At 44.3% G+C, this 20602-nt stretch carries 14 protein-coding genes; 8 read left to right on the top strand and 6 right to left on the bottom strand.

Going from position 1 to position 20602, the window contains the following annotated elements; genetic code table 11:
- The first annotated feature begins 55 nt into the window (after positions 1 to 55).
- From DI53_RS07425 to DI53_RS07410, 4 genes are read left to right on the top strand one after another with little or no spacing between them, the layout of a single operon-like run.
- Complete coding sequence (locus tag DI53_RS07425) at positions 56 to 3328, top strand: TonB-dependent receptor (RefSeq protein WP_037497259.1); 3273 nt, start codon at positions 56 to 58, stop codon at positions 3326 to 3328.
- A gap of 12 nt (positions 3329 to 3340) precedes the next feature.
- Positions 3341 to 4933 carry a RagB/SusD family nutrient uptake outer membrane protein gene (locus DI53_RS07420; RefSeq protein WP_037497256.1) on the top strand — a complete coding sequence of 531 codons (1593 nt, stop codon included), beginning with the start codon at positions 3341 to 3343 and terminating at the stop codon, positions 4931 to 4933.
- A gap of 6 nt (positions 4934 to 4939) precedes the next feature.
- Positions 4940 to 5803, top strand: a complete 864-nt coding sequence (locus DI53_RS07415) for an endonuclease/exonuclease/phosphatase family protein (RefSeq protein WP_037497254.1) — start codon at positions 4940 to 4942, stop codon at positions 5801 to 5803.
- A 1-nt stretch (position 5804) separates the two neighbouring features.
- The gene (locus DI53_RS07410) at positions 5805 to 6611 is read left to right on the top strand and encodes an endonuclease/exonuclease/phosphatase family protein (protein ID WP_037497251.1); all 807 of its coding nucleotides are present in this window, start codon (positions 5805 to 5807) and stop codon (positions 6609 to 6611) included.
- A 136-nt stretch (positions 6612 to 6747) separates the two neighbouring features.
- Here DI53_RS07410 and DI53_RS07405 read toward each other — a convergent pair whose 3' ends face one another.
- The 3 genes from DI53_RS07405 to DI53_RS07395 all read right to left on the bottom strand — a co-directional run bounded on the left by DI53_RS07405 (position 6748) and on the right by DI53_RS07395 (position 8386).
- On the bottom strand, positions 6748 to 7068 hold the full coding sequence (locus DI53_RS07405) for a hypothetical protein (RefSeq protein ID WP_037497247.1): 321 nt from the start codon (positions 7066 to 7068) through the stop codon (positions 6748 to 6750).
- 209 nt (positions 7069 to 7277) lie between these two features.
- A complete protein-coding gene (locus DI53_RS07400) occupies positions 7278 to 7688 on the bottom strand; it encodes a hypothetical protein (protein WP_037497244.1) in 411 nt (136 codons plus the stop codon).
- A 266-nt stretch (positions 7689 to 7954) separates the two neighbouring features.
- Positions 7955 to 8386 (bottom strand): nuclear transport factor 2 family protein, encoded by a 432-nt coding sequence (locus DI53_RS07395; protein WP_037497242.1) that lies wholly within the window; start codon positions 8384 to 8386, stop codon positions 7955 to 7957.
- Between the two features lie 469 nt (positions 8387 to 8855).
- On the opposite strand from DI53_RS07395, the gene DI53_RS07385 reads away from it, so the two are divergent.
- From DI53_RS07385 to DI53_RS07370, 4 genes are all read left to right on the top strand, one after another.
- Positions 8856 to 9917, top strand: a complete 1062-nt coding sequence (locus DI53_RS07385; protein WP_037497236.1) for a S41 family peptidase — start codon at positions 8856 to 8858, stop codon at positions 9915 to 9917.
- 59 nt (positions 9918 to 9976) lie between these two features.
- Positions 9977 to 10747, top strand: a complete 771-nt coding sequence (locus DI53_RS07380; protein ID WP_037497234.1) for a helix-turn-helix domain-containing protein — start codon at positions 9977 to 9979, stop codon at positions 10745 to 10747.
- A 140-nt stretch (positions 10748 to 10887) separates the two neighbouring features.
- Positions 10888 to 12690, top strand: coding sequence for a S41 family peptidase (locus DI53_RS07375; protein ID WP_037497231.1), 1803 nt, complete (start codon positions 10888 to 10890; stop codon positions 12688 to 12690).
- A gap of 198 nt (positions 12691 to 12888) precedes the next feature.
- A complete protein-coding gene (locus DI53_RS07370) occupies positions 12889 to 13620 on the top strand; it encodes a hypothetical protein (RefSeq protein WP_131555191.1) in 732 nt (243 codons plus the stop codon).
- A 317-nt stretch (positions 13621 to 13937) separates the two neighbouring features.
- On the opposite strand, the gene DI53_RS07365 is transcribed toward DI53_RS07370, so the two are convergent.
- Genes DI53_RS07365 through DI53_RS07355 form a run of 3 tightly spaced genes read right to left on the bottom strand, consistent with a single transcriptional unit; the run spans position 13938 to position 20589 of the window.
- On the bottom strand, positions 13938 to 15728 hold the full coding sequence (locus DI53_RS07365) for a metallophosphoesterase (protein WP_037497228.1): 1791 nt from the start codon (positions 15726 to 15728) through the stop codon (positions 13938 to 13940).
- On the bottom strand, positions 15728 to 17290 hold the full coding sequence (locus DI53_RS07360; RefSeq protein ID WP_052072172.1) for a RagB/SusD family nutrient uptake outer membrane protein: 1563 nt from the start codon (positions 17288 to 17290) through the stop codon (positions 15728 to 15730). The genes DI53_RS07365 and DI53_RS07360 overlap by 1 nt, the downstream gene beginning before the upstream one ends.
- Before the next feature lie 2 nt (positions 17291 to 17292).
- Positions 17293 to 20589, bottom strand: coding sequence for a SusC/RagA family TonB-linked outer membrane protein (locus DI53_RS07355; RefSeq protein ID WP_241462393.1), 3297 nt, complete (start codon positions 20587 to 20589; stop codon positions 17293 to 17295).
- Positions 20590 to 20602: the final 13 nt, after the last annotated feature.

Below are 20602 nucleotides of genomic sequence, written 5' to 3'. Positions count from 1 at the left end.
CCTCTCTCAAAGCTTTAAATCAAATCGTTCATTCAACTTAAAATCTTTCAAAATTATGAAAAAAACGGCGGCCCGACAACAGCGGGCTACAGGATGGCCTATGTCATCAAAAATCAAGTATGTCATGAAAATCATTTCTTTTATCCTGACGGGGATCTTTCTATCGCTTGCGGCAAAGGCTTATCCGCAACGTGTCAACATACATATGCGCGATCAGTCGCTCAAGCACTTCTTTCAAGAAATACAAAAGCAGGTGGATGTCGCGTTGTTGTATTCCGAGAATTTGGTGGCGAACAAACGCATCAGTGTGCAGGCAACGAATAAAGATCTGGAGAAACTGCTTCAAGAATTTCTCCCTACGTATCAATTAGATTACCGGAAAACGGAAGGGCAAATCACAATTGTACCCTCGGCAAAACCCCTGCGTAGAGATGCTGCTGCACGTGGCAAGCAAGAAATGATTACGGTGCGTGGTCGAGTGTTTAGCTCCGCAGAACCGCCTGTAGCGCTTATGGGTGTGAGTGTGGCTATCAAAGGCGGTAGCACGTTAGCCATTTCTGACGATGCCGGTTACTACCAAGTGGAGGTGCCGAAAGGAAGTAGGCTGGTTTTTAGTATCGTCGGCTTCCATAGTAAAGAAACCCTCGTTAACAAAAGCGATAATAACCTCACGCTATCGCTTCAAGAAAACGTGTCTGATCTGGAGGAGGTGGTTGTAGTCGGTATGACCGAAATGCAGAAAAAGCATATCGCTAGTTCCGTAGCCAGTTTGGATATTGATGCAAACATCGCACAAAAGCCCATCACCAACTTGTCGCAGGCCTTGCAGGGTGGCGTGACAGGTTTATCCGTGCAGCAGGGATCAGGTCTGCCGGGAGGTGATGCCGCAAGTATTAAGATCCGCGGAATTTCTACACTGAATAATGCAGATCCATTGGTTCTTGTGGATGGTGTTCCGATGGATATGAACCATATCGATCCAGTGACCATCGAAAGCGTAACCATCTTGAAAGATGCTGCCGCTGCCGCTATCTATGGTGCTCGCGCCGCCAATGGAGTCATCGTGGTGACTACAAAACGTGGGCAAGCCGGTCAGATCAATGTGCTCTATGACGGCTACTACGGTGTGCAAACGCCCACGGTACTGCCCGAATTTGTAGATGCACCAACATACATGCGCATGTATAACTATGCGCAAGTAGCTTCCGGCGGCGAGATCTTGTATACCGACGAACAAATCAGTAAAACCGCATCCGGAGAAGATCCGATCAACTATCCCAACACCAATTGGACGAAGGAGCTTATCCAAGAATATTCCCCTATTACCTCTCATTCGCTTTCGATCAGCGGAGGAAATGACGTCGCACGTTTTGCAATAACGGGAAACTATGTGAACCAGCAAGGCATGATCCCCCTCAATAATATGAGCCGATATAACATTCGTGCAAATACGTCGGTATCCTTATCGAAAAAGTTCGTTGTAAATCTGGATGTCCTCGGCGTGCGACGAAATACGCTCTACCCCAATCGTCCCATCACGAATGGTGGTAGCCGATTGCTTGATGATTTGTACCGACTTCCGCCTACGGTGCTGCCTAAATATCCCGCTGAAGATGGCTGGCCTACAATTTATGGGCGCTACGCCGACATCGTCAACCCAATCGCATATGCTGAAGTGGGGGGGACTATCGGTTACCAATACGATCAGGCAACCATCAACCTGCAGCCCAAGTGGTCTATTACCGATCACCTGAATTTCCGTGGTCAGTTTAGTTATCGGCTGAACAGCGACGTCTACAAACAAAACCGCGATAACTTTTACTTTTTCGATTATAATACGAAGCAGCTTGTACAAACATGGGGCGTTCAGCGCAATGCTTATTCAGAGGTTCGCGATACCTATTTGTATGTTAGCGGCGCACTAGACTACGCGCGCCAATTTGGTGACCACAACGTTTACGCGATGGCCGGTGTATCCATGGAAAAATTTAATAATGGCTACTGGGATATTTCAGCATTAGCCTCAGCTTATGCTAAAATTAATTATTCCTATGGAGATCGTTACTTAGCGGAGGTTTCGTTCCGTGGTGATGGCTCTTCGAAGTTTGGACCCGGCAAGAAGTTTGGATACTTTCCTTCCGTTGCGCTCGGTTGGAATGTGCATAACGAAGATTTCTTCCACATCGACGCCATCAGCAACCTGAAAATTCGTGGTTCATACGGCTTGTTGGGTAACGAAAATATTGGCCTTTACCGCTACCAAAATCTTATCAATGCGAGTAACGGAACGGAAAGCGTATGGGGAAATCCAGATATCAGCTGGGAGAAAGTGCACATCACGGACCTCGGGCTGGATCTGTCCGTCATGGACGGGAAATTGGGCGTCACCTTCGATTATTACGATAAGGTAACGAAAGATGTCATATTAAGCCCTACTGTCGCTCCATCCGGTTCTATTGGTGCCGCACCCATGAATGCTGGTGAGGTGAGCAACCGCGGTTACGAGCTCTCCCTAAATTACAATGATCGCTTAGGCGATGCTTTTCGGTTTTCCGTTCGCCCGGGAATTACCTACAATAAAAATAAAATTACCGATCTGGTTGGCGGGCCTTATATAAGTGGCATCGAGATCAACGAAAGTGGGAATGCCATTAAAAGCTACTACGGCTATGTATCAAATGGCATTCTTCAATATGCGGATTTCGAGGCGGACCGAAGTACCCCTAAAGTGCCGATTGTTGCTGGTCAAGGACCAGGTGATATCCGCTACGTGGATCTTAACGGCGATGGTGTCATCAATGAAGACGATCAGCAGGTCATTGGCGATCCTACGCCGCGGGTAAATTACTTTGCAAACTTCAGTTTTAGCTACAAAAATTTCGATATGGAATTTTTATTGCAGGGTGCCGGAAATCATGACTATTCGGGGAATCTTGGCGGGAAATCGGCAGGTTACCTTTGGCATCCAATAAATCTTAGTGCTTCAGGAGGAATCCCCACAACCTACCGCGCCGCAAACACTTGGAATGAGAACCATCAGGATGCGATATATCCCCGCATACTGGCAAACCCTGCAACAAATGTGCTTCGTAGTGATTTTTGGTTGTTTAACGCCCGTTACATGCGCGTTAAGTTTATACAGATGGGATACCGCCTCAACAACAATTTCTTAAATAAATACGGTATCAAGAACTCGCGTATTTATGTCAATGCGCAAAACCCATTCCTGTTCACAGGGGTAAAAATGGCCGATCCTGAATCGCAGGGCGGATCATATACTTACGCCATCATGAAAACATTTACCGTAGGTCTCACTGCAAATTTTTAATTGATTAGTTACATGAAAAAGACACTTAAACCCTATATCTACCTGCTATTGCTTGTTGGCACCTTGGCCAGCTCCTGTGAGAAGTTCCTCACCATAGATAGTCCAACCGGCGTTACGGATGAGCTCTGGTGGAAAACAGAGACTGATGCCTACAATGCCTTGGCTTCTGCCTATGTTGGTATTCCAGGTGGCTCTTCCGGTCGTAACATTATGTATTACGCCGGACTTAGTGATGAAGCTGTGCACCGCGGCGACTTCAAAGGCGATTATGACAGTTTTACACGCGGACTGGCAACAAGCCGATGGGGCGTATCTGCCTCTATATGGCAAGACGACTATATCTGTATCCGGCGGGCAAACCGCTTTTTGGAAAATGTAGACAAAGTATTTATGGATGCCGCTCTCCGCGAGCGGATGAAGTTGGAAGCTCGTGCTTTACGCGCTTATTATCACCTCGAGCTACTCATGCTTTTCGGAGATATTCCCTTGCTAACAAAATCGCTTACGCCGGAAGAGAATGTGCAGCAACGTACTCCTGCAGATGAGGTGTATAATTACATCGTCGCTGAACTGACCGAATGTGCAAATCTTTTGCCCGCAACCTATGTTAACGCAGACAGATGGCGTATGTCTAGTGGCGTGTGCTGGTCACTGTTATCGCGGATGGGGCTTTTTAAGAAGGATTATGCGCTTGTAAAGACGGCATCTAAAAAGGTTATCGATTCTAAAGTGTACAAGCTTTGGGTAAACACTAACAACCGCGCGGCAAGCTATAGCGAGCTTTTCAGCTATGCGGGCGAGCTGAATGACGAACGTATTCTCTTCAAGGAGAATGGCTGTGCTAATGCATGGACTACCTTCGCGCCATTCGGTATAGGCGGCGAAACGTATCTGTCTCCGACAAATACCGTCGTCAATAATTACGAAACTAAGCAGGGGAGAACGATTCAAGAGTTGGGTCGCGACTCCATGTTGATCTATCAGCGCCAGCCAAACCACAATAACAATCGTGATCCACGACTTGCAGCTTCCCTTTTCGTGCCTGGCGAAAGCTTCCAGGGGCAATATCGGCTCGATCCTTTCTATAACCCAAGCGATCGCATAGGTGAAACAAAATCAACAGCGACAGGCTTTTGGATCAAGAAATATGTAGATGCCCGCGACAGGCAATCGAAAAGTGGAACGCTAGATTTTATGGTTATTCGCTATGCCGAGATTCTCTTAAACTATGCGGAAGCGATGATCGAAAGTGCCGAGTGGAATAGCCCGGACGCTGTTAGCGCGATCAATGAGGTGCGAAACCGTGTGGGGATGCCGAGCGTGAATACAGGAATCTACAACAGCCAGCAAAAAATGCGGGAACTTATACGTCGCGAACGCCAAGCCGAGTTAGCCTTCGAAGGGGGTCGCTATTTCGACATCCGCCGTTGGCAGATTGATAATAGTGTGATGAATGTTGAAGTGTATGGCGCTACGAACCCGACGACAGGCGAGGTGGTTCGCGTACAGACGCGTAAATATGATCCTGCCCGGGAAGGCCTATGGCCTATCCCCGAGACTGAATTGATTGCAAACCCGAACATGACACAAAATTCAAATTATTAATACCTCATGAAAAAATATTGTATCATTATTCTGTTGCCGATTATCCTTTTAGGAATACAATCGTGCCGTAAATCATACGATCCCGGAAATTGGGATCTGCTACCTGCGCGGGAAATTGAAGAACCTGAGCCACCAAGTGAAGGCCCTAGCAAAACGCTAAAGGTGATGTCTATTAACTTGCGCGTGGGAACGGCCAACGACTTTGCTGTAACGCGTGAAGCCATTAAAGAATATAACCCTGATCTGCTTTTTCTGAGACAGGTAGATAGCGCCACCACGCGTGCGGAGAAGGTGAACCGCCCACAAGAGATTGCGGATGCATTAGAAATGCAGCTTTTCTTCAAGAAGAATTTCGATTTCCAAACAGGAGGCTTTGGAAATGCTGTGCTTTCTAAATTCCCGATATTAGAGAAACATGCACAATTGCTGCGTCGAGAGGATGGCAACAACGCCGAACTCCGGAGTATGGTGATGATCAAAGTTGAGGCAGCTCCCGGTCAACCCCTCTATTTTGCAGGAACGGAACTCGATCCATCGAACGTTAATAACCGAAATCTTCAAGTGGTTGATCTGCTGAATGCTACTGAAAAGCTTGTTGAGCCTGTTATTTTAGTCGGAAATTTTAATGAACAGGAAAAGGACAACGGACAGGTGCTTAGCTACCTCAAAGGAAGCTTTACCTTCGCTTGCCTCGGTGCAGGATGTCCGTTAAATTCCCCGAAGGCCAATCCTACGGGCGTGTTTGACTACATCACTTTCCAAGACAAGGCCAACGCAATCAGCATCGGTAAATATGAAACCTTTAGCAAATCCGGAAATACTTTTCTGCCAATGACCGCTGAATTTAAGTTAAAACTCAAAGAAGAATAATATGCTTTTAAAAAATCTAACTCTCGCCCTGATGTTCCTTTCTATCATCACCTGCTGCAGCAGCTCACAACAGAATGAGGTGGTCGTAGCAAAGCAAAAAATTACGATGATGACCTATAACATACATCATGGCGCGCCGGCAAATTCTGAGACGGTAAATCTGGGAAATATTGCTGCGGTTATCCGTCAAAGCAATGCGGAGTTGATCGCGCTACAGGAAGTTGATGTGAACGTGCCACGTTCGGGCAAAGTAAACCAAGCGGAGCAACTCGCTGCGCTCCTAGGTATGGAATATCACTTTTCTAAATCAATAGATTATCAAGGAGGAGAATATGGTGTGGCTATTTTAAGTAAGTATCCTTTAAGTAATAAAAGGAGAATGGACTTGCCTATGTCTATTCCTGGAGAAAAGAGAAGCGTGGTGCTAGCCAGCGTTGTACTTCCAAATGGTGAAACCATCGAATTTGGCTCTACCCATTTTGATCTTCATGTCCCGAACCGCACGGTGCAGGCCGAGGAACTGAATATACTCAGCCAATCTACTGCAAAGCCCCTATTTATTGGCGGGGATTACAATGCTGAACCTCAAAGTGGTGAAATAGCAGTATTAAAAAAAGAATTCAGTATATCGTGCGCCGGGAGCTGCCCGAACTCTTATCCAGTTCGCAATCCAAACAAAGCAATAGATTTTATAGCGAACAACAAGCTCTCAAATCAACAATATACTTTGGTATCTTCCCAAGCCATGTTGGGGCAATATGCGTCTGATCACTTACCCGTATTGGCCATCTATCAAGCGAATAATTAAGGACAAATCAATGATCTCACAATCCCTGGAAAGCATTTCGCTTTCCAGGGATTGTTTTAAAGCGGCTACTTCAGTGCAATTTTAGATATCGCAGCCAGTAGCGGATTGTGCATCTATGCTTAAGGCTGTCCATTCGTTAATTGCACATGCTGCGGTCTACATAGGTTTTGTTTCCGTTGGAATTGATGTAGTAACAACCTCCCCGTGGCCCACGGATATACTGCCGTTGCTTCGCACGATTGGATGTAGGCTGCGAAGAGGCACTGTAGGTACTACGGCCAGAACGCCTGTTGGAAGTTGTTCCATGCGTAGTAGATCCCTCCGACTGTACATACTCCCAAGTACCATTTGGTTTCAGCAGAACCGTCCGTCCGTTGCTGGTGGTTGCGTATTGGTTTTGTGCATAGCTCAGAAAAGAGATCGTGGCGAGTAAGAAAGTCAATAGTAGTTTGTTCATTAGGCGGTCTTGTTGGTGACTTATCGGTTAAAGTTTTGGAACCATGAAGGTACATACCGCTGTTGACTAATGCAAAAATCATTGAAATAAACCGTGCGACCTAAATTAAATATTATAGAGACCCCTCAACATAGATTAGCCTATACCGCTACGCAGAATGAACAACAGCGCGTACTCGTAAGGGGTTCGGTACAAAAATCACGTCTTTTCTAATCTGCTATCTTTTTATAGCTGTCGGTACAGCCCTCAGCGCAATTCAGGTAGCTGGGCGTAAGGTGTAGTAAACCATTTGTGAGGGAGTAATAATCTTCCTGAACGCCCTCGCTAAGCATGGTGCTTTTCGTAGCACAGTCGTAGTCAAAAATAATAGAGCTGTCTGTCAATCGATAGTTCCCGTTTTGGCAACCATTATATTTTAGTTTCTGAAACGTTCCGTCCGCATGAAAAAATAGTTCGTGACCATTTTTCACTTCTACATCGCCATCGGGCAATCCCCAGTTTGCGCCAACCAACTTCCACTTGCCCGTTAGTTCATTGCTATTGACAGGAACATCTGCTTTATTACAGCCTAAAGCCATTAAAACGAGAACGATTACCGACAGTGTATTTAATATTTTCATCTTCGATCATGTTGGTTATCAGTTATAAACGATGGTAGAAGGAGGATTGCTACACTGCTTATTGCATAACGGGCTGTTGCATCAAACGATCAAGTACATCGGCAAAAAGTTGAACTGATTTACCTCTTTGCTGAGATGCGGGTCTTCCTCACAAACTTTTTATAGTCTTGCCTTGGAACAAAAAAAGCCTGCAAGCTGCAGACTTTTTTAACTAAACTAAACAATGAAATGTCTCCCGACATGTCTGATATTGAAACAAAAATCTATTATGGTTTCGGATAAGAGGTAATTACTTCGCTCACTTTCCAGCCGTCTTTTCCTTGGTTAAGCGTGATGTAATCTACACGAGTGAAATTATCAAATGTCATAGTTGCTTTAGCTAAGCAAGTCTGCCCGCTTTGGTCTAATATTTCATACCTCGTATCACAATCGTATACAATGCCTTTATGGGCTTTTAAAAACTGTAAATACTCTTTTTTCGAGAAAACGTCATTGTTGCTGTTGTTGCGGTATTCAAAATCATCGTCGAAAAGAAACTTATTAAGATCCACACTTCCTAAAGTTGTAGCCTCTAGATATGTAGAAATAACTTTTTCTGATTCAACATTTTTTAGTGGATTGTTCTTTTCTGCTGCAAATGCGCTAAAAGAAGTGATCATGATGATTGCTGCTGCTAGGGATGTTAATGTCTTTTTCATGCTGTTGATGTTTTAAATGTCTTTTATATTTTAATTTCTTACTTCCTGTTTGATGACTCAAAGGTACTGTTCTAACCGGGGCTGCCGAATAGCGATTAGATTAACGACCTCGGTTTCTCGGTAAATCCAGCTATATTTTCGGTGAGTGAGTTTTTCCTGTTCTTTAATTTCATGCTTTTCGTGCGTGTTCTTCAGTAGGATATAGGCAATGGCATTGCCAGAAATCGTAATAAGCTGTATGATAGTATTTTGTGATAATCTATGTTTTGGCTCTTGTACGCTAGCGAACATCCTGTTGTTCGCTGGTGAACAGTGTCTGCTATTTATGCCGACTATAGTATATAAATCATAGACACAGTACCTCACGCAGGATATAGGGCCTATTTTCCAAAACAGCCATAAAATATTCTGATAGTATTGATTAAAACGAGTATTATTGCATTTTCTACTACAAACCAATACTGTCGCAATGAAAACCCATATAATTACCATCTTTGCAAGCATAATTTTACTGTGGCAAACAGCTTATGGACAGACTAATAATTCCCATGAGTTGGTTTTGAAATTTCTCGAGGTAATTGAAACAAATGCTTATGCGCGGCGGACGATTAAACTTGATTCTGCACGTATTGCGCTTTTAAACGACACAAAAAATGTTTCCGAGATCGGTGAGTTGAAGCCCTATTTCAAAACTTTCCTAAAGAAGTTGAAAGATCAGCATTCCTCTATTTCATACATAGAAGCGGATGAGGAAGACGAGGATGAACTAGACTTTTTGGAAAAATATGCACACATAACATATGAAGAGGCCGGTTATCCGCCGCTCCGCTTCAAGAGCGATTTACTAGAGGGAAGATTTGCTTACATCAATATTCCTGCTGTCGCATTAGAATACAGAAAGTACATTGAGACCATTGGGAGCCAACTGCAGCAATTGGACGCGATGAATCCTGAAGCCTGGATCTTTGATGTGACGGAAAACGATGGCGGTTCAATCATACCTATGTTATGGCAAATGTCTACGCTGATCGATAAAGACTCGGTGTATTCCTTCGTAGACAGGCACGGCAAAGAAGAGAAGCAGACCAAAATGATGTGGAAAACAAATGGTGATAAGTTTGAAGAGCGGTTGTTCGAACTATTTAAATTAAATGACGAATCATTGCGACCTGTAAAGCTTGTTCATACGAATGTCCCCATTATTTTGCTGACAAGTCGAAAGACGGCTAGCTCTGGCGAATTTTTCGTTGCCGCTTTTAAAGGGCAGAAAAATGTCACCGTTGTTGGTCAGCAAACCAACGGACTAACTTCCGGAAATACAGAATATCCCCTGGGAAAAAGTTATTTGCTCAATCTCACGACAGACGTCCTAAAAGATCGCAACGACAAGCGCTACGGCATAGGTGAGGGTATTGTCCCCGACATCTTATTCACATTCGATGCAGATTTGCAACAGCGAAAAATCACGGATGAGACGGTGAAAGCGAAATACCTAGATGCAGCACTGCGTTTTCTTAAGGCACAAGATTAATCACAAGGATGGCTTTACATTTCAAACAATAGTGCAATAAAACCCTGTTTTTTTCAGTTATGCAAAGTAGAAATGATTTCAAAAGATTTCCAATGCTTGATGGTATGGAGATTTTATATGCACAACGGCACAGATTGGATTTTCCCGACCACACGCATGATACCTTTAATATTGCGCTTATCCTTGATCAAACGTTTTCCGTGAAACTCCCCGGCAAAGTTCTTCATGCTCCCGTTGGGACGTTGTGCATAACAAATCCTTACGAAGTACATGCTACGCCTTGCGAGCAAATTTTGGGCAATACGTTCACAACATTTTACGTAGCGCCTGATGTGCTTAAAAGTATGAATGCCGGCGAAGCGGTCTTTTTTGATGAAAAGGTAATTTATGATGAATGGCTCTTCTCGCAATTTCTGTCGCTTAGTCACGAAGCGTTGCATACCGCCTCGCATTACGAAAGTAGTATCTTAAAGTGTTTGGCTTTATTGGTAAAGAAGTACGCTAATCCCGTCAGATTTAGAAGCAGCGAGTTACGTTTGTTCCGGGAATTTTTAGATGAGCATAGTTTGCAAAGTTTTTCTTTGGTTGATACGGCAAAAAAGTTTGGGATGGATTCATTCAAATTTCTGCGGCTGTTTAAGCAGGAAACAGGACTTACCCCCAATCGCTACGTTCTCCAAAAAAGAATTGAAGCAGCTAAAGGTCTGCTTTTACATGCCGACAATTTGTTAGAAGTTGCGGTGTTGACCGGATTTTACGATGTTCCACATCTCACGCGTGAATTTAAGAAGTTGGTTGGCGTGGCACCGGGTGTTTATAGAAACAGTTAGTTCAATATCGTACAATTGAAGTTTCTCATAAAGCTTTAGTTTTGGGCTTGCTGAAATGTCTAATCAATCCAAAGAATAATCTAGACATTCCATATAAATGCAGTCCGAGTGTAGCAAGCTCATGAAATAATTATTGACATATGAAACTAAAAGACTTGTTTTTCGGTGTGGTGCTCTTGTGTAATGCTTTGTTGGGATACACAAGCTCAGTAGCGCAAGAAAAAGAAACTTTAACGGTCAACCATAATGAAATAAAGCGAACTATTCGTATGGGTAAGCCGTATGTGGCTCAATACTACTTTTTCAAAGATAGTGTGTATCAAATAAGTGTCGAGCAGCAAGGTATAGACGTCTCACTAACATTGAAAGACAGCAACGGAAAATCGCTTGCCGAGAAGGATTCACCGAATGGTCGATTCGGTTTCGAGAAGCTTGTGTACTCCCCAGATTCATCGGCATATTATACCTTGTGTGTCACTCCGCTCGATGAAAAAGAAAATGCTAAGGTGGGGTCTGTTCGACTACACACTTCCAACATACCCGATACATTGACACGTTTTACAAAAGAAGCGCTGGAAGCGGATTTCACTATGCTACGAGACGCTTATTTGGAAACTAGATTAGGCCTTTGGTACCACACTTTTGCCGAATTTGATAGTTTGTATAGGGCGCAACGTGCGATGATTGTGGACGGGATGACCGCTTTAGATTTTTACAAAGTGGTAGCACCGTTTACCGCGCAAACGAGGGAAGGACATGCCTCCATTCGCTTGTCAGACGAGACAAATAATTATTTCAGACAATACGGCACTTACCTGCCATTATTGGTGAAAATAAGCAATGGCAAGTTATATATCTTGGAAAGTAGCGATAGCACTTGGAAGGGAAATGAAATAACTGCTATCAATGGCAGAAGTACAAAGACCATTCTTCAAATGATGTTTGATATCGAACCGGCAGACGGCTACAATGTGACAAGCAAAGCCCGATGGGTGGAAGATCTCTTTTCTAGTTACTTGCTCCGGTTATACGGTCTGTGCGACACCTACACGATCGAAATTAAAAAAACAGAACCAGAAACAGCAGTATCTGTAAAAATTGCAGCAGTGTCGTCAAAGGTGTATAGTAAGATGCGCAATGCTTTCAGAAAAGCAAATCCCCAATTATTCTTTACGCAATCGCTGCAAATTGACTTGGATAGCTTGTCATCTTGTGCCCGACTAACGATCAATGATTTTGGCGCTAATCGGTATGCGAAAGGAATGGTGGGCTTTAAAAATACGATGGATAGCGTTTTTCGAAGTATTAACAATCTTGGTATTAATAACCTGATAATTGACCTCAGAAAGAATGAAGGGGGAACACAAGGCATGGAAGATATATTGATGTCTTACCTTATCGATAAGCGATATAAAAAGTACCAGTATGTCGAAGTTCCATCCGATCGCTTTTCATTTACGGCTATGACTGATTACATTGGAGAAGACAGCCTTCTACAAGCGAAGATAAGCCGTGAATTTTTCCGGGATGTTGATGGTAGATTCGTAAACCGGCCCGGCACCTATGAAGGCTTAAGTCCTAGTCCATGGCGATTTTCCGGACGGATTTTTATACTAATAGGTGGATTAACCTTTTCAGGAGGCTCTGAATTTGCGGCGCTTGCGAAAAATCATACATCAGCGGTATTCGTAGGTGAGGAAACTGGAGGCGGATACTACGGCAATAGCAGCGGTTACTTTCTAAATTTCACGCTCCCCCATTCTGGCCTTTCGGGACGAATTCCCCTCATCAAGTTTGTCGTCAACACGTCAAACAAAGGCGTTCCCTTTGGTCGAGGCTTAATTCCAGATTATGAAATTATTCCAACAATTGGAGATTATTTAAAAGATGATGACCCCGTATTAAGGCAGGTGGAAAGGCTTATTTCCAATGCTCAAAACTAAAACATCGTCCTTCGGCATCCTTAGCGATACTAATAAAATTATTTTATTTTTATTGAATTTATCATGTGGTTTTTCTCATTTTAATTAGTTGAGGCTTTTAGTTGCTTCAATTAATTTTATATAAATTTATTTTTAATATTTTTAATTTTTATTTTCGTTTTATTGTGGCTTATGTTTAGGATAGATTTAAAGCGAATTATGAAAGTTATACCCATCTTACTGTTGTTACTAAGCTTATGCTTAAATTCATGTACCGCCATCTTTATGCGGTTTATGGGGGTGCAAAATGTGCAAAATTTCGATCAAGAGCTTTATGAGAAGAATGCATCCGCCCTAATGGCGACGTATTCAGGACCTAAACTCAACTTTGCGGTATCTGACACGAGTTTCATCCGCTATGCCACGCTGTTCGATTCGCTAGAAAGTAGGCTTGCTGCACAGCCTATACAGATGCTCTATTTCAACACAGATAGAAAGCTCGAGTCGTTTCATACGAACTGTTTAGTGCCAGGTGCTGTGGGAAAACTTAAGTGGAACATCGACGATCGGTTCTCACATTATATTCCAAAAACAGCGGCTGCTGTAGATCATGAACAATGGAACTTCCATGATTTAACAAACAAGCTTGGCATTGATTCGCAAACCATACCGCCAGAAAAAGATGTGGTTGTGTTCTTGTGGTCGAGGTTGCTGAACAAACAGGTGATACACGCAAATAAAGAAATGATATCCAATATCCAAAATAATCTGAAAGCAGCAGATTTTCCGGTGATTTTGTACGTTAATACCGACAAGGTATACGCCTCGTTGAATAAAGGTGTTATTGACAGCACATTTTTAAGAAACGTACTTACAGAAGAAGAATATGAAAAGCGAAGCTTGAAGTCGGCTCAGGAAACGCTTGCTATCGTTGAAGAAGATAATAAGTGACAAAATATAATAACATCGGAAAAATCTTCGCCCTACATTAGGTTTGCTGCGAAAGGAGGTTTACGAAAGAAACTAACGATATGAAACAAAAATAGAAAACCCTAAAGCGGGGAGCTTTAGGGTTTTCAAACTAACTAACCAATTATAAACCTAATTATGAATAGTCAAATGTAAGACTAAATTTTAGATTATTCCAAGTTGCTATAACGATTTAACAAAGAATTAACACATCGAAGCATAAAGCTTCATTTTTCGACGCTCGATGATAAAAACGAGGAGTGTACTGTAATTAAAAATTGCCATCTCCATGCTTATAGTTACTTTTTTAGTAAGTTGAGGTAATAGCTTTTGATAGCGTAAGGCAGGTTAACCACTTCCTCTAAGGTAGTATCTAGCGACATAGATTCACCACTTTCAAACAAGACTATTTTCTTCTCGGGATCGAAGATGGCACATTGCACCTTTCCCGTACCATCGTAATCACCCGGTATGGGCAAGTCGCCCTGCTTGCCGAGCTTCATGCTTTTTTCCATGCCGTGGATCAACCATTCCCCCGTCGTTGGCCGCCACACCGCGATTTCCGCTTTGCCGTCGCCATTGTAATCGGCAGGCACAGGTACGTCTCCGGGCTTACCAAACGGAACATTGCCTACCTCGGCAATATACCAGGTGCTGTTGCTCCAACGCCACACGGCTTTCTCCGCCGCGCCATCGCCGTCATAGTCTGCGGGGACAGGCGTCGATTCAGCCCAGCCATGCGTGATGGGGTCTTGTCCTTTAACCTCCCAAATCGAAGATGCCGGATGCCATACGGCCAGATCTGCCAAACCATCGCCATCATAATCCGCTGGAACAGGCATAGCACCGGGCTGACCAAATGGGATGCTCTCTCCGTTCTTCAGAATAAACATAGCCTTTTTACTGTTGTAGGCCGCAGGTTGCGTTTGCGCGTTTCCTTCATAGTAAGATGGTGCCGGCACTGCCCCCGCATTCCATTGCGAATACCGAAGACGCTTGTCTGCATCAAACCAATTTCCTTGTTGGTAAATCATCAAATCAGACTTGCCATCAAGATCAAAATCTAGTATTCGGGAAGCAGCAGCTTCACGGAATAGTCCAAGTGTGAAATGCGAATCGGCATCCAACTCTTCGTAGTCATGGTAAGGCGAGAAGGTGCGCACCTGTATTTGATCTTTTTCAAGATCAAAACGCATCAGGCGCATCATGCCGTTTCCGCCCATCGGGCGACTTTGATAATCCGATAGAAAACTTTTAACGGTACTGCCATTATAGCTGTCTTGGCGAAAGCCCTCGCCGTTATCGCCTACATGGCCACCAGCCATCATAAAAAAGTTTTTATGCTGTTTCAAACGATCATAGAGACGTTTCGCCTGTTTGCTGAAGGGAGATCGCCCCTTGGCATTGCTCCCGGCAACCGGATTCAGGAATAAGGTGTAGTGAGTCACCACAATTGCCTTCCGATTGTTATGAGTTTCCAGTACAGATGCCGCCCAGTTGTTCATCGCGTCTTGCTGTTCATCGAAGGCGTCAAATTCGACGTAAAGGACAATGAAATCTATTCCTCCAGCAGAAAAAAGATCAAAATGGCTGTCATTATCATCCCCGAAATGTCCGCCGTAATACGCCTTATTATTGAAATGTTGAACACCAAAATAGTGATTAAAATACTTGGTACTGCCCGATGCGGCGAATTGACTTGGTAGCTGATCGTGGTTGCCCACCGCTAACCCATAAGGAATGCCATGAGGAAGGCCTGGCAATGGTTTTTCCAATTTGTACATGACCTGCGCGGCATTTTCCCATTGTTTCGGCGCCTTATCTCCATCATCCGTAATGTCGCCCAAATGAATGACATAGGCGATATTTTCCTGTTCCCGATTCGCAAGGATCCATTCGACTTGCGCGTCAAAAAGTGCATTGCTTCCGCCCTGACTTTCCTTGGTATTGTATTGCGTGTCGGGAATGATAGCAATAGAAAAAGGTCTGCTCGGTTGGCTGCCCATTTGATTTTTACGTTGTGCGAACAATCCTTGCCACGGCAATACCGCAACAAGGATGAACGCATAGTAACGAGCGTGTATATTCATTAGTAACCCTGATTTTGTTCTAAAAGTGGATTCACACCTATTTCCGCAAATGGGATAGGGTATAGCAATTTGTTCTCGTCAATCTGGTAAGACTGTGTAGAGAGGTAGGGGTAATTCTCTTTCATCCACACCGCATTTTGCTGCATGATTTCCACGGCGCGTCCGCTACGGAGCAAATCGAACCAACGGTGGTTTTCGAAAGCAAGTTCTACGCGTCTTTCTTTCAGGATTAGATCACGCAAAAGGTTTTGATCTGTCACGGATAGGGCAGGTGCATTTGGCAAAGCACGACGACGCACGCGGTTAAGATGAACCAATGCATCGCTGGTTTTACCTTGCTCATTTTGGACTTCTGCTAATAACAAAAGGGCATCAGCATATCGGTAAACCGGCCAGTTGTCGTCCGTATTATTTGGATTCGCATGCGGGTTTACATATTTCTTGATATACGGCACGCCGGTTTTTCCTGCAGGTGCGGAATAGTTGGTTACGCTTTTGTTCGCTTCCAGCCGGAAATGATTACTTGCATTATAAGTTCCCTCTGCTATGCCGATGGATGCCTCTAGCCGGGTGTCGCCCGGCTCGTAGGCAGCGATCATTTCTTTAGTCGGGGTGTTCCATCCGCCACCGGTGTTGGACGTGTTGTTTGTCACGACACCGGTAATGATCGATGTATTCAGACAGCGCGGAAGAAAAATATAAATGAAATTGCTTTGCATGCCCAGCGTGAGCCCTTGCAGGAATTGCACTTCAAAAATTGATTCTTTGCTGTTCTTGTTGGCTGTGGAAAATACGTCTGCATAATTGGGCAATAATTCATACCCCATGCCTGCCAAACTGAGTAGCTGTTCTTCTGCTGAGGCATATGCCTTCTGTGTTGCGTAGATATCTGCCAACAGCATGGCTGCCGATCCTTTGCTGGCATAGCCAGATTGTGGAAATTTTGACGGCGCATCTAGAAGTTCTAAGGCCGTTGTAGCATCTTCTATAATCTGGGTATACAAGGCCGTAACTTCTGCGCGAGGCAAAAACGCCTGACTCTCCTCAGAGACCTCCCGCAAATAAAGAGGCACCTTTCCAAAGTAGCGTACCAATTTGAAATAGTAAAAAGCGCGTAGAAAGCGCGCCTCGCCTTCGATTTTCCGCCTCACTTCATCAGAAATTGTCGCGTTGGGCAGCCTATCTAAAATGACGTTAGCACGCGAGATGCCGCGGTAGCTATCATAATAGATTGCTGCAGAATAATCATTACTGGAATTATTGGTGAAATCGGCGATGTCCTGGCGCATATAGATAGCGGTACCCTGATTGGTCGGGTTATATTCATAATGTGTGTTGTCAGATCGCATCTCCGCGGTGTAGTAATCTGGCCCCACGCTACGCAACGGGTTGTATGCTGCATGGAGCGCCTGTGTAAAATCCGCTTCTGTCTTGTAGAAGTTTGAGCCAGATAATTGATCATCTGGTGCTAAATCCAAAAAGTCCTGACAGCTGGAGAGCGATAAGATACCCGTTGCCAGAATGCAGATAGCAAATTTTTTGTAGAAGAACTGGATATTCATGTTTAGTTAAGCGTTAAGTTAAAACCTATAGAAAATATGCGGGGAATTGGATAGGCATTTTCGTCAATACCTATACTAGCTCCTTCCAGCCCGTTAAGACTGATCTCGGGGTTCATGCCGGAATAGGACATGATGTAGAATACATTCTGTACGGAGGCATAAGCTCTGACATTGCGCACGAATGCGCTTTTTGTAGGAAATCTATAGCCCATACTGATGTTTTTCATGGCGAGATAAGAGCCATCTTCCACCCATTGCGAATTGACATTCCTGCCCCAGGCTGTCGAACCGGATAGCGTTCGTGGATATTTTCCAGATCCTGGATTCTCTTCCGAACGCCAGCGATCGGCCGCTTCTGCAAGCACCGCACGTGCGCCGTCCATATTGGTTAGGTACGCCCATTTTGCAGGCAGAATAAGTTTCCCGCCGTAAGAGCCAGCCATCGAAAAGCTGAGGTCGATATTTTTGTATTGAAACTGATTGTGGAAGCCGAAAAGGAAATCCGGGTTTGGATCACCAATGAAAGTTCTATCATTTTCGTCAATGATACCATCACCATTTAAGTCGCGCATTTTAAGGGTGCCAACCGCGATGTTATTGTACTTACCGGCGCTAGCTAAATCGGCTTCATCTTTGATAAGTCCATCATTGATAAACCCGAAAAACATGCCTAATGGATAGCCTTCCTGATTGCGGTAGTAGTCGGCTGAGATATTGTTGAATCGCCTGAAGTAACCAGGACTGACTAAATTCTGGATTCGGTTTCTGTCAAAAGAGATATTAAAAGAAGACGTCCAGTGCAGGTTGCCAAATTGTTGTTGCGTACCGATGGAGAATTCATGTCCCCAAAACTTCACAGCGCCCACATTTGAGGTTATGTAGTTAAAACCCGAAGCCCTGTCTATCGGTCGTTGCTGTATCAGTCCGTCCGAAAGTTTGTTGTAATAGTCGTAAGTAAAGGTGAGCTTCTCGTCGAAAAAGCTTAGGTCTAAACCGATATCAAGCTGTCTTGTTTTTTCCCAAGCCAGGAAAACATTGCCCAATGTGCTAATCGCATTTCCGGGTGCCAATGCTCCATTGATGACATAGTCGGACGCTCCAATAAGTGGAATATGCGTGTAATTTCCAATGTTGTTGTTACCCGTGAAACCATAGCTCGCCCGCAATTTAAACAAGCTCAACGCTGGCATTGCCTGCTTAACAAATGATTCTTCACTCAGCACCCAGCCTGCAGACACCGCCGGAAAAGTACCATACTGTTCATTTTTTCCAAAACGCGAAGACCCGTCCCGGCGGAAAGAGGCACCGAAAAGATATTTGCCCATGTAGCTGTAGTTAACACGACCGAGGTATGATAACAGCGCATAACTCGCACTGTTACTATTACCGCCGGTAATGTTGGCGGCGACATTTAGATAGGGTATATCATCATTGGCGAAATTCTGCCCACTGACAGTGTTTGACATTTGGCGAAACGACTGCGCCGAATAACCCAATAATGCTTCCACATGGTGATCCCCAAAATATTTGTCATAATTAAGATTTAACTCAGCAGTATAACTGTAGTTCTCCACAGAGCTGCTGGTACCCGATGAAATGGAATTGGTGTTTAGAAATGAAGGCACAAAGTATTGGCGCATTTCACGACCCATATCCACCCCTGCCAAACCATTTAGCTTTAACCCGTCGACAATCTGGTAATTTGCATACGCATTTCCTAATAGCCGGCTTGTTTTGTAATCATCTACTGTCAATTCATATCGAGCCAACGGGTTGATGTAGTTGACCATGCCTGGCGAACTAACGAAACGGGTATATTCGCCATTTTCATCGTAAGGGGCAATAAGGGGACTCGCTTCCGAGGTCTTCTGTACAATCCCCTGAATGCCATCTTCCAGACGGTTATTGTGGTCTAGCCGATAGCTAGGCGCAAGATTGATCCCAACCTGTAGTTTTTTGTCTACTAAGCTATAGCTTTGATTGAGCCTTAGCGAAAATAATTTCGTTCCGCTGTTAACCACCACACCTTCTTGTTGCTGGTAGCCACCCATCACCATCGTGGAGGAATTTTCCTTCGCAGAGCTGAGACTGATGTCGTAATTTTGCTGTGGTGCGTTGCGGGTCAGTAGTTTAAACCAGTTTGTTCCCTCCCCATATTGCTCCGGATTTTGATATTCAGTAGGGATAGCACCTTTAAAGTTTTCATACTTTATCATGTCTTCATAGCGCTCCTTCATGAATGTGGCATATTCTCGCCCCGTCATCATGACGGGAACGCCACGGCTCGGGATTGTTTGTACAGCATAGTTCGCATTAAAATCAACTTTGGTTCCGTCGGCAGCTTTGGCCTTCTTTGTGGTGATGAGAATTACTCCGTTCGAGGCGCGGGAACCGTATAATGCAGTGGCCGATGCATCTTTCAAGATGGAGAAAGACTCAATTTCATTCGGGTTAATGTTGTTGATACTGCCGGTGACGGGCATGCCATCCACCACGAATAAAGGTGAACTTCCAGAATTGAGTGAGGCAGCTCCACGGATGCGGAAGGACATGCCGCGCCCCGGTTGGCCGGATGTCTGATAGATCTGCACGCCGGGTGCCCGCCCTTGAAGCTGCTGCGCAAATTGCGTAACCGGCATATCCTGTAAAGGAGCGGCATCAATTTGGTTAATCGCGCCAGTTACTTCCAGGCGCTTTTGCGTACCATAGGATACGATAATTTCCTCAATCAGCCCAGACGCTTTTAGGTTTACATTCAACGTTTGCTCCTGCCCCTCGCGAAGCCCTATCGTCAGTGTTTTTGTTTCGTAGCCGATGTAGCTTACCGTTACGGATTTGTTTCCGGGTGCCGTGCGTAAGCTGTACGATCCATCTTCTTTCGTCTGGATAGACGTGGAGCTATTATTGATTTTTACGGTGGCACCTATCAACGGGCTGCCCCCATCATCCGTGACTTTTCCTTTTATCGTTCCGGGGTTCTGTTGCCGCGCTAGGTATAACGCATTACCATCAATACGGTAGTCAATAGCCAAATTATCTTTTAACAGCGAAAGAAGTTGTTCACCGTTCATTCTTACGGAGCCTAGATTGATCTTCCGGGCACTGTTTATTTCTTTTGGATTGTACATAAAATGAAGCGAAGACTGCTGCTGAATTTCCAGCAACAACGCATCGACGCTTAACGACTTGGAAGGTAGCACAACTTGTAAATCGTTTATCTTTTGTGCGTTGACGTTATGGGCGTATAAACTGCTAAGTAGTGTGTAAAAGAAGCAGTAGCTTGCTATAGATAGTTTCATAACGAGAAGTGTA

The organism is Sphingobacterium deserti (genome assembly GCF_000757725.1).
Classification (GTDB): domain Bacteria; phylum Bacteroidota; class Bacteroidia; order Sphingobacteriales; family Sphingobacteriaceae; genus Sphingobacterium; species Sphingobacterium deserti.
This window is presented reverse-complemented; position numbering and strand designations above follow the sequence as displayed.